The organism is Myxococcus sp. CA005 (assembly GCF_006518205.1).
Classification (GTDB): domain Bacteria; phylum Myxococcota; class Myxococcia; order Myxococcales; family Myxococcaceae; genus Myxococcus; species Myxococcus xanthus.
Window position 1 is genome coordinate 156,942 of the sequence record NZ_SRLV01000001.1, and the last position, 14,786, is coordinate 171,727.

At 68.8% G+C, this 14,786-nt stretch carries 15 protein-coding genes; 3 read left to right on the top strand and 12 right to left on the bottom strand.

What is annotated here, in order from left to right:
* Window positions 1-8: 8 nt before the first annotated feature.
* The 10 genes from FMQ63_RS00585 to FMQ63_RS00630 form a co-directional block, all read right to left on the bottom strand.
* On the bottom strand, window positions 9-1,244 hold the full coding sequence (locus FMQ63_RS00585; RefSeq protein ID WP_011556333.1) for a beta-ketoacyl synthase: 1,236 nt from the start codon (window positions 1,242-1,244) through the stop codon (window positions 9-11).
* Between the two features lie 20 nt (window positions 1,245-1,264).
* On the bottom strand, window positions 1,265-2,500 hold the full coding sequence (locus FMQ63_RS00590; protein WP_011556332.1) for a beta-ketoacyl synthase: 1,236 nt from the start codon (window positions 2,498-2,500) through the stop codon (window positions 1,265-1,267).
* 62 nt (window positions 2,501-2,562) lie between these two features.
* Window positions 2,563-3,336, bottom strand: a complete 774-nt coding sequence (locus FMQ63_RS00595; RefSeq protein WP_225909549.1) for an SDR family NAD(P)-dependent oxidoreductase — start codon at window positions 3,334-3,336, stop codon at window positions 2,563-2,565.
* Window positions 3,333-4,082 carry an SDR family oxidoreductase gene (locus FMQ63_RS00600; RefSeq protein WP_011556330.1) on the bottom strand — a complete coding sequence of 250 codons (750 nt, stop codon included), beginning with the start codon at window positions 4,080-4,082 and terminating at the stop codon, window positions 3,333-3,335. The genes FMQ63_RS00595 and FMQ63_RS00600 overlap by 4 nt, the downstream gene beginning before the upstream one ends.
* Window positions 4,069-4,503 (bottom strand): 3-hydroxyacyl-ACP dehydratase FabZ family protein, encoded by a 435-nt coding sequence (locus tag FMQ63_RS00605; RefSeq protein WP_020480678.1) that lies wholly within the window; start codon window positions 4,501-4,503, stop codon window positions 4,069-4,071. The genes FMQ63_RS00600 and FMQ63_RS00605 overlap by 14 nt, the downstream gene beginning before the upstream one ends.
* A 7-nt stretch (window positions 4,504-4,510) precedes the next feature.
* Entirely contained in the window at window positions 4,511-5,533 is a 1,023-nt protein-coding gene (locus FMQ63_RS00610; protein WP_011556328.1) for a beta-ketoacyl synthase N-terminal-like domain-containing protein, read from the bottom strand.
* Window positions 5,530-6,741: a beta-ketoacyl synthase gene (locus tag FMQ63_RS00615; RefSeq protein ID WP_011556327.1), complete on the bottom strand. Its 1,212-nt coding sequence runs from the start codon at window positions 6,739-6,741 to the stop codon at window positions 5,530-5,532. The genes FMQ63_RS00610 and FMQ63_RS00615 overlap by 4 nt, the downstream gene beginning before the upstream one ends.
* Window positions 6,738-7,508 (bottom strand): MBL fold metallo-hydrolase, encoded by a 771-nt coding sequence (locus FMQ63_RS00620; RefSeq protein WP_011556326.1) that lies wholly within the window; start codon window positions 7,506-7,508, stop codon window positions 6,738-6,740. The genes FMQ63_RS00615 and FMQ63_RS00620 overlap by 4 nt, the downstream gene beginning before the upstream one ends.
* Before the next feature lie 20 nt (window positions 7,509-7,528).
* Window positions 7,529-8,101, bottom strand: coding sequence for a 3-hydroxyacyl-ACP dehydratase FabZ (gene fabZ, locus FMQ63_RS00625; protein ID WP_225909548.1), 573 nt, complete (start codon window positions 8,099-8,101; stop codon window positions 7,529-7,531).
* Window positions 8,004-8,315, bottom strand: coding sequence for an acyl carrier protein (locus tag FMQ63_RS00630; protein WP_011556324.1), 312 nt, complete (start codon window positions 8,313-8,315; stop codon window positions 8,004-8,006). The genes fabZ and FMQ63_RS00630 overlap by 98 nt, the downstream gene beginning before the upstream one ends.
* Before the next feature lie 188 nt (window positions 8,316-8,503).
* Here FMQ63_RS00630 and FMQ63_RS00635 point away from each other — a divergent pair, with 188 nt between their 5' ends.
* Entirely contained in the window at window positions 8,504-8,728 is a 225-nt protein-coding gene (locus FMQ63_RS00635) for a hypothetical protein (protein ID WP_020478022.1), read from the top strand.
* Window positions 8,725-9,960 carry a DUF1501 domain-containing protein gene (locus tag FMQ63_RS00640; protein WP_011556322.1) on the top strand — a complete coding sequence of 412 codons (1,236 nt, stop codon included), beginning with the start codon at window positions 8,725-8,727 and terminating at the stop codon, window positions 9,958-9,960. Before FMQ63_RS00635 ends, FMQ63_RS00640 begins: the two co-directional genes overlap by 4 nt.
* A gap of 128 nt (window positions 9,961-10,088) precedes the next feature.
* On the opposite strand, the gene FMQ63_RS00645 is transcribed toward FMQ63_RS00640, so the two are convergent.
* Together FMQ63_RS00645 and FMQ63_RS00650 are read right to left on the bottom strand one after the other, a co-directional pair.
* On the bottom strand, window positions 10,089-10,331 hold the full coding sequence (locus FMQ63_RS00645) for a mersacidin/lichenicidin family type 2 lantibiotic (protein WP_044276571.1): 243 nt from the start codon (window positions 10,329-10,331) through the stop codon (window positions 10,089-10,091).
* An 85-nt stretch (window positions 10,332-10,416) separates the two neighbouring features.
* On the bottom strand, window positions 10,417-13,614 hold the full coding sequence (locus FMQ63_RS00650) for a type 2 lanthipeptide synthetase LanM family protein (protein ID WP_225909547.1): 3,198 nt from the start codon (window positions 13,612-13,614) through the stop codon (window positions 10,417-10,419).
* 208 nt (window positions 13,615-13,822) lie between these two features.
* Between FMQ63_RS00650 and FMQ63_RS00655 the strand changes: the two genes are divergently transcribed.
* Window positions 13,823-14,632, top strand: a complete 810-nt coding sequence (locus FMQ63_RS00655; protein WP_011556319.1) for an alpha/beta hydrolase — start codon at window positions 13,823-13,825, stop codon at window positions 14,630-14,632.
* Window positions 14,633-14,786 lie beyond the last annotated feature (154 nt).

Consider the following 14,786-nt stretch of genomic DNA (forward strand, 5'->3'; position numbering starts at 1 on the left):
CCTCGATGCTAGAGCGCCCGGACCAACGCCGCGCCGGCGTTGCCCCCGAACGAATAGGAGTGCGCCAGGGCCGTCCGGACGGGCCGGTGTGGCCGCGGCTGGCGTACCAGATTGAGCTCGAACTCCGGCTGCTCGATGCCGGCCTGGACAGGCAACCCGCCTCCCCGAACCGCGCCGACACAGGCGAGCAGGTTGAACATGTCGCTGGCGGACTCGGCCTCGCCCATGAGCCCCTTCACGCTGCTGAGGGGAACGGTGCTCGCCGCGGCGCCCATCACCGTCTTCAGCGCGGCCACTTCCGCCCGGTCCAACGATTGCGTGGAGTTGCTGGCCGCGGCGATGTAGTCCACGGCCTCGGGCGAGGCTTCCGCGTCGCGAAGCGCCTGACTCATCGCGGAGGCCAGTCCCCGGCCCTCTGGGTGGTGGATGCCGAAGGCGTGCCCGTCGTGCGCCACGCCCAGGCCCGCGATTTCCGCCAGCGGGGTGGCGCCTCTTGCCCGCGCGGAGGCGAGCGTCTCCAACACCACCACCGCCGCCCCCTCTCCCATGATGTAGCCATCTCGCCGGGTGTCGAAGGGACGGCTCACGTTGGCATCACTTAGCACGCCAATGTCATCCATGTCGAAGTGCGTGGCCGTGGTGAACAGGTCGAACGTCCCCGCGATGAGAGCGTCCGCCCGCCCACTGCGCAGCGCCTGCGCAGCCAGCGCGAGCACCTGGAAGCCGCAGGCGTTCCCCGCGCTGATGGCGTAATTGGTGCCGCGCCAGCCCCAGCGGATGCTCAGCGCGCTGGCCACCGCGTTCGTCACGGTCTCCTGGAACAGCAGCGGTTGGACGAAGCGCGGCTCGCTGGTGATGATGCGATGCCAGATGTCCTGGCTGACCTCCGCCATGGCCCGGTAGGTGCCCAGGAACACGCCCACCCGCTCCGGGTTCCAGGTGGAGGGCCCATGCCCCGCCATCTGGAGCGCCTCCTCCGTGGCGAGCATCGTGTACTGCGTCCCTCGAGGCGCACGCCGCAGGTTGTTGGAGCCCGTCAGCGCGGACAGGCTCCCTCGAGGAACGCGCGCCCCGTGTTTGCAACCGCATCCGGACACATCGAAGTCGTCGATGGGGCGGATGGCGCTGCGTCCCTCGGCGAGCGCGTCCAGCAAGGGCGGGACGCCCGCCCCGTAGGGGGACACCGCGCCCATGCCGGTGATGACCACTCGCATCTCGTCTGTCATTCGCGTACCGCCAGCCATGCGTTTCCCCTTGTGTTCCATCAGCCCTCCCAGCGGCGGAAGACCATCGCGGCGTTGTTGCCGCCAAAGCCAAACGCGTTGGAGAGCACCGCTTCCAGCTTCGTGGGTCGGCTGTGATGGGGCACGTAGTCCAGGTCGCACTCGGGGTCTGGCGTATCCAGGTGCAGCGTGGGCGGCAGGAAGCCGTCGTTCAGCGCCACCACCGCCGCAGCCGCCTCCATGGCGCCGCTGGACCCGAGGCTGTGGCCGACCATCGCCTTGATGGAGCTGACGGGGACTCGGGTCTGCTCGCCAAAGACATGCTTGATGGCGCGTGTCTCGATGACGTCATTGGCCGGCGTGCCCGTGCCGTGCGCTTTGATGTAGCCAATCTGCTCGGGTTTCATGCCCGCGCTCGCCAGCGCCGCCTGCATGGCCCGCGCGGGGCCGCGTCCCGTCTCGTCGGGCCGGGTCATGTGGTAGGCGTCCGTGGAGCCTCCGTAGCCCGCGAGCTCCGCCAGGATGTTCGCTCCGCGGCGCTTCGCGTGCGCCTCGCTCTCCAGCACCCACAGCGAGGCGGACTCGCCCAGTAGCGTCCCATCGCGGTCCTTGCTGAAGGGCCGCAGCTTGTCGCTCGCCAGGGAGCGCAGGACGCCGAAGCCGGCCTGGGGCATCTCACTGAGGGGATCGACTCCGCCCGCGAACATCACCTCCGACCGCCCGGAGCGAATCACATCCATCGCCACGCCCAGGGCATGAAGGCCCGCGCTGCACGCGGTGGACATGACCAGGCTGAGTCCCCCCAACTGGTACTGGCTGGCGACGTGGTCACTCATGGCGCAGATGAAGCTGTCGAGCACCAGGGCTCGCCAGGGCTCCTTCGGGCCTGCGCGCCCGCGCCGGTAGGGGTAGTGCAGCGCGGCGTAGCCTTCCTTCCTGGCGGGCATTCCTCCCAGGTTGGTTCCGAGCACCACGCCAATGCGCGAGCGGTCCTCGACATCCAGGTCCATCCCGGACGCCGCCAGTCCCTGCGCCGCCGCCACGCGAATCATCTGGGCGCCGCGACTGAGGTAGGGCAGCTCATCGGGGCTGAAGTGCGCGGAGAAGTCGATGTTCTTCAGCTCGCCAGCGGACTGACAGCGGTGCTTGCTGGCGTCGAAATGGGTGACGGGCGCGATGCCATCTCTCCCCGAGCGAAGCCCTTCGGAGAACTCCGCCAGGTTGTTGCCAATGGGCGTGAGAACGCCAATGCCGGTAACGACGACTTTGTTGCTCATCCTGTTCCTCTCAACCCGTGTTGCGCGATTCCTTGAAAAGACAGATGTCCGCGAGCGGCGCGCTACAGCACCAGCCCGCCATTCACGCGCAGCACGTCGCCGACCACGTAGGCGCTCTCAGGAGACGCCAGGAAGAGCGTGGCGTTGGCGACGTCCTCCACGGTTCCCAGCCGGCGGATGGGGGTGGCCTGGATGAAGCCCTCGCGCACCCCGGGACGGTTCATCAGCCCCGCGACCATCTCCGTCTCCACGAAGCCAGGCGCCACGCAGTTCACCCGGATGCCATGTGGCCCCAGCTCTCCCGCCAGCGCCTGCGTCAGCCCAATCAAGGCCCCTTTGGTGGCGGCGTAGGGCACCTGTCCCGCGCGTCCCCGGATTCCGGCGGAGGAGGACATGTTGATGATGGCGCCACGGCCTTGCTGCATCATGGTCGGGATGACCGCCTGACAGCAGGCGAGCGCACCGTAGAGATTGACGTCCACCGTCTCCCGCCACGCTGCGGCCTGGAGCATCATCAAGTGCCCATCCCGGCTGATGCCGGCGTTGTTCACCAGCACATCGATGCGGCCGAAGTGGGAGAGCGCCGCCTCTCGGAGCTGTCCTGGTACGTCGGGGCTGGCGACCGAGCCGGGGACCAGCACGCAGCGGCGCCCCTGTGCCTCGACCTCGGCGGCGGCCTGACGCGCGGCCTCCGCGTTGCTCCCGTAGTTGAGGACGATGTCCGCGCCCTCAGCGGCGAACGCGAGGGCTATGGCCTTACCAATGCCACGCGAGCCGCCCGTGATGATGACCGTCTGCTGTTGGAACCGCTGACGTGTTGTCTGGGACTCACTCACCACAGACCTCCGGTGGCGGACAGGCGCTGACCCGTCGTGAGGTTCGCCGCGCTCGAACCGAGGAAGAGCACGGCCTCGGCAACCTCCTCCGCGCTCCCGAGCCGCCCCAGGGGACCCAACTCGCCATCGAGCCGCTCGCGCTGCGCTGGGGTGAGGTGTGCGGTCTCCTCCTCAAGGAGTTGGACCGCCAGCGTGTTCACGGAGATGCCTTGCCGGGCCACCTCGTTCGCCAGCGCGCGTGTCATCGCGGTGATGCCTTCGGCGGCCACGCGGCTCGCACCTCCGGAAGCGGCATCCAGCAGGTTGACGATGCGCCCCGAGCGCTTGCGCATCATCGGGCGGATGACCTCCTTGCAGAACCACGCCGTCCCACTCAACTGGCGGTCGAGCACGGCCTTCCACTGTTCGGCGGACAGGTCGCTGAGTCGACCTGTCGCGCGGCTCAATGACGCGTTGATGAGCAGGTCGATGCGGCCCAATTCCGTGGCGACGCGGCGGACCACCGCGCCCACCGCCTGTGCGTCAGAAGACTCGCAGGCCAGGGCCAGCTCCGCGCTCAGCTCCCTGGCGAGTGCCGTTGCCTCTGCCTCGTGCTCCGGCAGGAACACGAGGGCCAGACGCGCGCCCGCTTTCCCATGGCGCCGTGCAATGGCATTGGCGATGGGCTGTCCCGCTCCGGTGACTAGCACCACCTGCTGGTGGAGAAAACCGTCCAGGAACGGTGTGTTTGTTTCAGGGTGACTCATGTGACTTCGAACCTCTCTGGGAAAGCACCATGACGCCGCTGGCAGCCGGGACAGCGTCGGCCCAGGCCTTGACCTCGACGCGCACCGTGGTCCGCCATCGCTTGAGAATGTTGGCTTCCATCCGCAGGACGCTGCCGGCCGGGATGGGTGTGTGAAATGTCATTGTCTCGATGCCGCCGAGGTACCAGACAGACGGTGTGACTTCGTCGGGCTCGCGCAGGAGCATGATGGCGACCTGTCCCAGGGCATCCACCAGCAGGCAGGAGGGCAGGGCGGGGGGCGCGTCTCCGAAACGCTCGAACATCATCTCGTTGCCGGAGACCTGCTTGAACGTCCTGCCAAAGCCCGGTGAGAGCGTCTCCACCGTGTCGACCAGCAGCATGGGGAACCGGTGCGGTGTCCCGCCGTAGATGCGGGCCATGGGGTGCTCAGTCATGAGCACCCCCGCGCAGCACCACGGCCAGGGCGCTGCCCTCACCCCCCAGGGCGGTGACCAGCGCGCATCCCTTGTCGAGGGCCCGCGTGGCCAGCACGACGGCCAGCATGCCCGCCGTGCTGAACGTCTCTCCAAGCACGTCCTTGGGACAGCTCACGGGCACCTTCGCCGCGTGCGCCCCGAGGGCTTCGTGCAGCCCACGCTGCTCCCACCCGTCGAAGTCTCCTCGGCCGCTCGCACAGGAGAAGACGGCGCTCAGTTGCTCGGGCTCGATTCGGGCCAGGTGCATCGCGTCCCGCACCGCGCGGGCCAGCGTGTGCGCCTGGTTCGTGAGCGAGCCTCCCCGGTGCCCGGTGCCCAGGACTTCCGCGTGGCGGTGTGCGCCGCGCGTCAGGGCGTGCGTGTGCTCCTCCAGGACCAGGGCGCACGCCGCTTCACTCACCCGCATTCCCTCAGGCAGGGCGATGCCAGCCAGGAGCATGGGGCTCAGGGTGTCCGCGCCCACCACCACCATCCGCTCCGCCTGCCCTTCCTCGATTTGCTGGCAGCCGAAGCGAAGCGCCTCCAGTCCCGCGGCGTGGCCCGAGCACAGGGTCGCGGTGGGACCGCGAAGGTCGTGCACCATGGAGATGTAGCCCGTCGCCGCGTTGGTGACGGTGTTCTGGAACACCACCGGGTTTCCGTAGCGGCCGCCCCGCTCCAGGATGGCTTCCAGGTACTCCGCGTTCGTGGGCAGGCAGCCGTAGCTGGAGCCGAACGCGATGCCTGTCTGGAGGGGATTGCCGGGCCCGGCATCCTCGATGGCCAGCGTGGTCGCGGTGAGCGCGATGCGCCCGAGCCGGTCCATGTGCCGCAACTGGGCGGACTGCTTCGCGAACGCCGCGTCGGGAATGCGCTCCGCCAGGGAGGACGGTGGGCCCGCATCGCCTTGGGAGAAGCGCTCCCAAAGGGCCGTAGGTCCCGTGGCCTGGGGACACACCGCGCCGAGCCCGCTGATGACGATGCGCCGGCTCATCGTGCCGCCCTCCCTGTCTCAGGAAAGCGCCGGGTAACGAGAGCGACGTTCGCCCCGCCGAACGCGGACTTGGTGCTCATCAGCGTGTCGATGCGTTGGGCGCGGCCCTCGCCACGCACCACGTCGACGTCGCACTTCGGGTCCAGTTCCTCGCAGTTGAGGGTCGGCGGGAGGAAGTCACGAGCCATGCCCAGCACGGAGCCGATGAGCTCCAGCGCGCCGGAGGCCCCCAGCGTGTGGCCGAAGTAGGGCTTGAGGGAGTTGACCGGCAGCGCCGCGGCTCGCGCACCGAAAACACCTCGCAGGGCCTGGCACTCCGCGGGGTCATTGGCCGGCGTCCCGGTTCCGTGGAGGTTGACGAAGTCGATCTGCTCCGTCGTCAGTCCCGCCTGTCGCAAGGCGAGCGTCATCGCCTGTTGGAGCCCCCGGCCCTCGGGGTGCGGGCTGGTGGGGTGATGGGCATCGCCCGCCGTTCCCCAGCCGCACAGCTCCGCATGGATTCGAGCGCCCCGCTGGCGGGCGTGGTTCAGCTCCTCGAGCACGAGGATGCCCGCGCCCTCGCCGAGTACCATCCCATTGCGCCGATGGTCGAAGGGGCGGCACACCGTGGGCGTCATGGCGCGCAGGACGGAGAAGCCACTGAAGCTGAGCAGGGTCAGTGCATCCGCTCCTCCCGCCAGCATCACGGAGGCCCGTCCCTGACGGATTTCGTCCAGTGCTCGGCCCATGGCGAGGCTGCTGGACACGCAGGCCATGGTGACGGTGGACAGGATGCCGCCCAGGCCGAACCGGTCCGCGACGTTCCGCGCGATGGAGGAGAAGGGAACCTCCCCGAAGTGTCTCCGGCGAGCGTCCTCATCACCTCCGGAGCGAATGACCTGTTCGAGGGACAAGGCGGGCCCACGGCTCGTGCCCAGCATGACCCCCGCCACCTCCCGCCAGTTCCCCTGGGCTTCGAGCCCACTGTCGCGGAGGGCCTGCTCCGCGGCGTGAAGTGCCAGCTTTGACACGCGGTCCAAACCGTTGTCGGGCGTCTCGCCCGGCAGGTCCACCACGCCCGCGGAGTACGTCCGGCCTTCGATGTCGAACGGGGCAGCCCGCCGGATGCCGCTGCGGCGGTTCAACAGGGCCTGGGCGAGCTTGTCGGCGGACAGCGCATTGGCGGCCGTCACGCCAAGGCCCGTGATGACGACGCGATGGGGGCTCATGAGAGCTTCTCCAGTGGCTCGGACGGCGCCGTGTCCACCAGACAGTCGTGGCCCGGGATGATGTGGCGGTATTCGCGGAGGAGCTTGCGGCGGGTGTGGCTGTAGAGCTCGGTGTCCTGCGCGAGCTGGAGCTCCCGCTCGGCGTTCTCCACCAAGGTCTTCCGTGTGAAGAGCGCATCCCCCGCGATGAGGATTTTTCGCGGCGTGCTCTCATCGTCCGTGCGGGCGCGGTGCGCGACGACGGAGATATGACCATGGGTATGGCCTGGCGTGGGCAGCACCTCGACCTCCTCCGTCAGCCAGTGGCTGCCGTCGACAGGGACGAAGCGCGAGTCACGTTCGAGCACGCGGTTGTAGAACCCGATGTTCCGAGTCACCTCGCGCACGATGGACCGGACATAGAACTCCTTCACCGTCTGGTAATGCTCGCGCAGCAGCTCCGAGGTCGCGGCTTTCCCTGGGGTGTGGTCCTGGTGATACGCCTCGATGAAGTGCGCGTTTTCGACGAAGTCCTTGGCGCCCACGACGTATTGCGCGTTGCGGAACAGCAAGTGATTGCCGCAGTGGTCGTAGTGGAGGTGCGTGGCGACGACCACATCCACGTCATCCGGTGTCAGGCCGCGTTCCTTGAGTGCCAGCACCAGGCGTCCCGCGTCGTCGCACAGACCGCTGTCCACCAGGATGTTTCGCTGTTGGGATTGCACGAGGGTGACAGTGGAGCGCAGCCGTGGAAAGCCGCTCCCCTGGAGCAACACATTCAAGAACATGGTGATGTGTTTCCTTGGGGCTAGGCGCCCAGCATCAATTCGCCGTCGGCGACCAGCTCTTCACCCACCCGTGCTTCGACCTTCACATGGTGGATGGTGCCAAGGCTCTTGAGGTGAGTGGCCCGGACACGGAGCTGGTCTCCCGGAACGACAGGGCGGCGGAAGCGCATCCGGTGGATGTTGGCCATCACGCCCGGCCGCGCTGGCTTCTGTGTCGCCGGCTCCACGGGCGCGAGGTCCGGGCGGCTCCTCGTGCGGAGCATGACGCCCGCCACCTGGGCCATGGATTCGACGATCAGCACGCCGGGCATGATGGGGTGCTCGGGAAAGTGCCCCTGGAAGAAGGGCTCGTTCGCCGTGACGCACTTGATTCCTTCGGCGAACACGCCGGGTTCCAAGCTGTCAATCCGGTCAACCATGAGCATCGGATAGCGATGCGGCAGGAGTCGGAGGAGCTCCTGGATGCCGAGCCCCGCGGGCGTTGCTGCCTGCTGGCTAGGCACAGGCGGCCTTCTTCCCGCCTTCCGCGATGAGCCGGTTGACCAGCGCCGCGAGCGTGTCGATGGAGTGGAACTCCTTGGCGACGCTGTCATCCGCGATGACGACGCCCCACTTCTCCTCGATGCCGACCACGATTTCCAACGCCTCGACGCTGTCGAGTCCCAGGCCTCCCGCCTCACCTTCCTGCGAGTCACCGCCGAACAGCGGCGCCCCGTCCGGAATGCTCGCGGGGTCGATGTCCAGCCGCAGGCGGTCGACGATCATGGCCTTGAGGCCGCTCTTCACTTCCGTGTTGTCGAGGTGCATCCGCTTCTCCTGATGTTGAGAAACCAACGTATCGGAGCCCTCTGACATCGCCGGACAGGTTGGAAACATGGGCTGACGTGTTTGGTTTCTCGGGAGTCAGGATTGGCTCGGCGGCTGCGTGGGGGGCCCGCTGAGTCCTCTGCTTCGCGGTTCAAACGCAAGACGTCGTGCTAGTCACGCCTTCCGACATGACCCCGTTCACCGAGCCGTCCCGTCTCTTCGCGCCGGCTTGTTCGCTGGCGCTGCTGTTCCTGCTCACCGCTTGTGGTGAGGATGCGCCGATCTGGAACCTCACCCTGCGCGCCCGTCATGGCGAAGCATGGAAGGAGTTCACGGAGTCCCCCGGCTTGCATTTCATCACTGAAGAAGGTGTCTGGAGACGGGCCACAACTTCGGAGCTCCAGACGCCATGACCGCACCGCTGACTCGCCGCCATCTGTTGCGCGCCCTGGGAGCGACGGGCGCGGGGCTTGTTTGTGCTCCAGGGTTCCTGGGACGGGCGCTCGCCGCGAGTCCTGTGTCAGCCGCTCGCCGCACGCTGGTGACAGTCTTCCTGCGCGGAGGCGTGGACGGGCTCTCGCTGGTGCCGCCCATCGAGGATGCGGCGTACCACCGGGCGCGCCCTTCGCTGGCACTGCGGGCAAGCGGGCCGGATGCCGCGCTGAAGCTGTCAGGGCCGTTCGGTTTGCATCCGAGGCTCGATGCGCTGATGCCGCTGTGGCACGACGGCCGGCTGGCGGTGCTGCATGGCGTGGGATTGCCGGAGCCGGTCCGCTCCCACTTCGACGCGCAGGACTTCGTGGAGTCTGGAACGCCAGGGCGCAAGTCGACGCCGGATGGCTGGCTCAACCGCGCGCTGGACGAAGAGGCGGGCGCCGCGCTGCGCGCCGTGGCGTTGCAGCCCACGCTGCCCCGAGCGTTGTTCGGAGACGCGGGGGCGGTGGCCATGGGGCGGCTGGAGGAGTTCCGGTTGCGAGGCGGACGCCGGGGGGAGGAAGCCACCCGGGGCTTCAGTGCGCTCTATGCGGGCGCCGTGGACGAGGCGCTGCGGACGACAGGGCAGGGCGCATTCGAGGCGATGTCCCTGCTGGACGAGGACCGGCTGGCGAAGCTGCCTTCTCACGCGGCGGTGGCGTATCCGAAGGGGCCGCTCGGGCAGCGGCTGCGGGACATCGCGCGGCTCATCCATGGAGAAGTGGGGCTGGAGGTGGCGGCAACGGAGTCGGGCGGCTGGGACACACATGCCGCTCAGGGCTCCGCGACGGGCGCGTTCGCCAACCGCTGCCAGGAGTTGGGGAGCGCACTGTCTGCCTTCGCCGCGGACCTGGGACCTCGGCTGGAGCAGGTGACGGTGGTGGTGTTGACGGAGTTCGGCCGCACCGTGCGGGAGAACGGCAGTCGCGGAACGGACCACGGTGTGGGCAGCGCGATGCTGGTGCTGGGCGGCGGCGTGAAGGGCGGCAAGGTGTACGGACGCTTCGATTCGCTGGAGCCGGACCACTTGCAGGACGGGCGCGATGTGCCTGCATGGACGGACATCCGCGCGCCGTTGGCGGAAGTCCTGCTCGCCTGTCGGCCGGGTGTGGAGTTGGCGAGGGTGTTCCCTGGCTTCACGCCGCCTCCGTCACTGGGCCTGTTCGGATAGGCGCTGCGCTCAGCTTCTCGGTGGGGCAGACAGGGGAGCGGCATTCCTCCGCCGCTCCCCCGAACGGTCCACGTCCGTATTCACGTCGAGTCGCCACGGTCCTTCCGCGTCAGCTCACGTCCCTCTGCTCAGCGGCAGCAGGCAATGCGCCCGCAGTTCGTATAGAGACAGGTGAGTTCGTTGGGCGTGGGCGTGGCGGGGCAGGTGGCCTCGGCATCGCCGCCGGTGATGAACGCCAGCGTCGCATCCTCCAGCTCCATGACGGACGCGGGGCTGGCCGGAAGCGCGGCGCGCTCCGCGTCGGAGAGGCTGTCGTAGTAGTCGGCGTTACGCCAGGCGCGGAGGATGTGGTTCTTGTCGCTGTGGCTCATGGTGCTGCTCCTCTTGGGTTGTTGGGGGACTGCCAACGGACCGCCAACCCTCGCGGTGCCGGAGTTCGTCGGGAACGAAGCCGCTTCACGAGACGGGAGGGGCCACGGAGAGCAGGTCCGCCACCCGCTCCGGCGCCGCGAGCCGCAACAGGCCGTGGGCGATGCCCGCGAGCCCCACCATCAACCCTGGCGTCTCGATGCTGTCGGGCAGGCCATGTAGATAGCCGTGCGACTCGATGCCCTGGAGGATGCCGCCCGCGAGCTGATAGGTGCGCCGCAGCAGCGTGTCATCGTGCAGTGCGCGCGCGGCCTCCAGCAGGAAGAGCACGTTGCCCAGGTCGCCATGACACAGGCCATGGTTGTAGCCGAGGCCTCCCGCGAGCGTTGCGCGGACCGCCGCGGCGATTTCCTCACGCACCTGGTGGTCATCGAGCACCGGCAGCCCGGAGATGCGCGCCAACCCGATGCCGGGTGCGCCATTGCACCAGCCACACATGAAGGCGGGTCCATCACCGCCGTGTACCCCGGCGTCGGCGCGGAGGTCGGGCCAGTCGCCGGCCTCGGGCGAGAACCGGCCACGTTCATACGCCAGCGCCTCCAGGGCCGTGGTGTGGAAGCGGGACTCTCCCGTGGCGGAGGCCAGCTGCAGCAGCGCCAGCGCGATGCCCGCCCCTCCATGTGCCAGTCCGCACAGCGCCTGTCCGCCGGTCGCGGGTGAGAGCCAGCCCATGCCATGGGATTGGGGTGTGGCTGTCTGGAGCAGCTTCTCCCCACAGACTCGCGCGAGCCGTGACGCTCGCTCGGAAGGATGCCGCCCCACGAGCGTCAGCAGGCCGAGCAGGGCGCCCGCGCAGCCACTGCCCAGGTCCAGGTGCTCGTCCTGCTCCACGCGGGGAGCCATGGCGTCCACGAAGGACTCGGCGGTCTCGAACAGCGCGCGCTCCCCCCACAGGGCTCCCAGGTGGGTCAGGGCGTAGAGGATGCCGCCCCAGCCATTGAGGATGCCCACGCCACGGACCTGCATTGGCGCGGCCTCCAGGCGCCAGGTCAGGTGGCGCAATGCGCCTCGGGCCGCCTGCGTGAAGCGTGCTTCGCCCGTCAAGGCACCGAGCTGCGCCAGCACCAGCGCGATGCCTGAGAGCCCCTGGTAGAAGTCCACTCCCACCTGGACGAGCCGCCACTCCTTCGTGTCGGACATCTCGAGCGACAGCCAGTGGGAATGGCCCGCGCCGGTGAACGACAGGGCAACCAATCGCTCTCCCACGCGTCGTGCAGCCGCCAGCAGAGCGTCTGGGTGCGCGGGTGCGGGCGGCTCGCGGAACGGATAGCGAGGGCGGTCGCCAGGGCTTGCCGCCAACCGGACCCGGCCGAGCGCGCTTCGCAGCAAGCCGAGCTGCCGCTCGTGGTCATCCGGCGACAGCCCCGTCAAGCGCCGCCGCGCCCGCTCCAGGCCGGAGTCGTCGAAGAAGTCGGGCAGGTGGCGGCCCGCGCCTGACCACAGGTCCTTCGAGCCGGGCAGGGCGGTGAAACGGGGGATGTCGCCGCGCTGCAATTCCTCATGCTCGAAAGGGATGAGGGCCGCCAGGTATGGGCGCTCCTTCACGGCCAGCCAGAGGTGGTCGAAGAAGCGCTGCCGGTCCAGCGCGTCCCCCATTGCATGGGGATGCATGCTCTCGTGCAGCAGGGCGTCGTAGCTGGCTGTGCCGCGAAAGAGCACACGCACGGGCGCGTGCTCAAAAGCCGCGAGCGGCCCTCCAGGGGCGAGCAGCGCATCCCGGTGCTCGGCGAGCAGCCGGTACAGGGCTGAGAACCCCTGCGCGAGCGCGTCCGCTTGCGCCGTCACGGAGACGTCCTGTCCTTCCATGCGAGGACGGTTCGCCGCGCCAGGAATCTCCATCCGCCGCCGCTCGAAGCGGAGCTGGTCCGTGCCATGCGCCGTCGCGACCAGGTAGCCCAGTGGTGTGAGCTGGCCCTCGCCGGCGCCCAGGGCGCTGAAGTCCACCTCCGTTCCGTCTTTCGCGCGCCAGGCGGGTTGCGGCAACAGCCCGCTCTTGAGCACCGTACCGTTCAGCACCGCACCGGGTTGCTTCTCCACGTCCCGGATGGAGGCGGCGAGCGTGTGGGGATGGAAGAGCGTCTCCAGGTCCACCAGGACGGGGTGCTCGCCCACCGCGATGAGGTTCTCGTAATGGATGTCGGTGACGTCCAGCGCGTAGAGCAGTGCGACGAGGGCGCCTTGCCGCAGATGGAAGCGCCGCACTTCCTCGGCCGACTGGCAGGGCGCGGCCTCCACGTACTCCATCCACCCGTAGCCGTCCGAGGAGAGGACCTCCACCGTGCGCAACGGAGGCGTGAGGCCGCGTGCGTTCAGCCAGGAGAGGAGTTGCTGGAAGACGGCCTCCGCCGTGAGCGGGCGCGGCTTGTACACGAGCCGCAGTCCCGAGGCGAAGCGGAGCAGGAAGACGGTGCGTCCACCTCGGTGCGGGTCTGACAGACCGCCTTGGGCCTCCACCAGCAGGCCGGGAGGAACGCCGCCGTGGAAGCGGTGCCACAGCGCCGCGGCGTCCCGGGCCAGTCGCTGCATCAGCTCCACGCCCGTGGCTTCCCACGCGGTGACGTACTCCACGGCTTGCCGCGCGAGCACCGGGTAGCGGGCGAGGATGTCGAGCGCCACGTCGCGTCGCCGGAGGTGCTGGGCGAAGTCCAGGAAGCGCGCTTCGGGCGTGTCTCCCTGGAGTCGTCCTTCGAGCTGAGCGATGCGCAGCTCCACCGCGAGCGTCCGTCCCAGCAAGGGCATCAACATCCGAGGGAGCGGCGCGAGCAACATGCGGGCCGTGTGCTCTGGCTCGAACGGCGCTTCGGGCGTGTCACGCAGGCAGGTGTCCAGGGCGGAGACGAGCCGCGCGTGTGCCGCGTGGACGAGTGGCTCGACCAGGCCGAGCAGGGCCGCGCCCGGTGGCGTGGGCTCCGGCCAGGAGAAGGGCGGCGATATCTCCGACGCGTAAGCCTGCTCGATGACGCGTTGCCACGGCGGAGGCGCGCCCATGCGTGCATGCAGCGCCTCCGCTGGTTCTCCCAGGAGGGTGTGCAGCTCCGCTTCCGTCAGCCCCGAGGCACGCAGGCGCTCGGCCCAGAGCGAATCCCGCGTGAGGGGTTCTTGTTTGCGCCAGCGCTCCAGCCTGCGCCGCGCGCGTGCCTCATCCACCGCGTCCGGAGTGCCGCGCATCCGGAGCGATGGCAGCCGCTCTTCCAGGGCATGGCCCAGCACCCAATGAGACGTCACGCCTTCTCCAATCCAGGCAGCGGCCTGGGGTGTCCGAGTCGTCCTGCGGCGTGTCTGTGAGAGGGCTTCCAATCGCTATCGTTGCATTGCCGCCGGTTCGGATGCCAGGGGGCCTGGACGGGCGGGGTGGGGATGACAGGCTCTGCCCACCATGGACGTGACGCCACTCGCCGTCGCGCTGCGTTGCGAACTGCGGCACACTGGGCCAATGCTTCGGCTGCGCCGCATGCTCATCCTCATCCTGGCCACCTTCGGATCGCTCTACCTCGTGTTGTGTGTGGTGGTGTTCGCGCTGCAACGCTCCTTGCTCTACCCGGCTCCCAAGGGCACGCCGCCGCTGGCGGAAAGTGACGGCTTCAGCCGCCTCCCGTTGGAGGGCGGCCTGTACGTGGATCTGTTCCACCTGCCGGCGCCTCCGGGCGCGCCCACGGTGGTGCACTTCCACGGCAACGGGGAGGAGGTGCTGACGCAGATGGGCCTGGGCAGCTTGATGCAAGCGCGGGGGTTGGGCTTCCTCACCGTCGAGTACCCGGGCTATGGCGCGTCACCGGGGCATCCCACGGAGGAAGGCATCTACGCCGCGGCGGAAGCGGCGCTCGCCTGGCTGCGCGCGAAGGGTGTGAGCGCCGAGCAGACGGTGCTCAGTGGCCGCAGCCTGGGGACGGGCGTCGCGGTGGAGATGGCGCGGCGCGGGCACGGTTCGCGGGTCATGCTCGTGAGTCCGTACACGTCCATCCCGGACATCGGGGCCACGGCCTTTCCCTTTCTGCCCGTCCGCCTGTTGGCCCGGGACCGGTATGACACCGCGTCCAAGGCCGCCGCCGTGAAGCTGCCCGTGCTCATCATCCACGGCGAGGAGGACACGCTCATCCCCGTGGACATGGGGCGCCGGCTGGGCACGCTCTTCCCCCAGGCCGTCGTGGAGACAGTGGCTGGGGCGGGGCACAACGATGTCCTCGAAGACCCCGGAAAGGTCTACAGACATCGGATGGCGTCATTCGCACTGGGAGAACCCTGAGCGGCGGAGTCGGGTGGATTTGACGCTGTCTGTCTGGCTTCAATGTCGACACATGGCGACATGGCGCCGCACCGGGGCGGTGTCGAAGGGACCGGGCGCACGGCCCCATGAGCGCTTGGACAGGACCGCGCTCTGGCTTGCTCGAGGCCGCCGC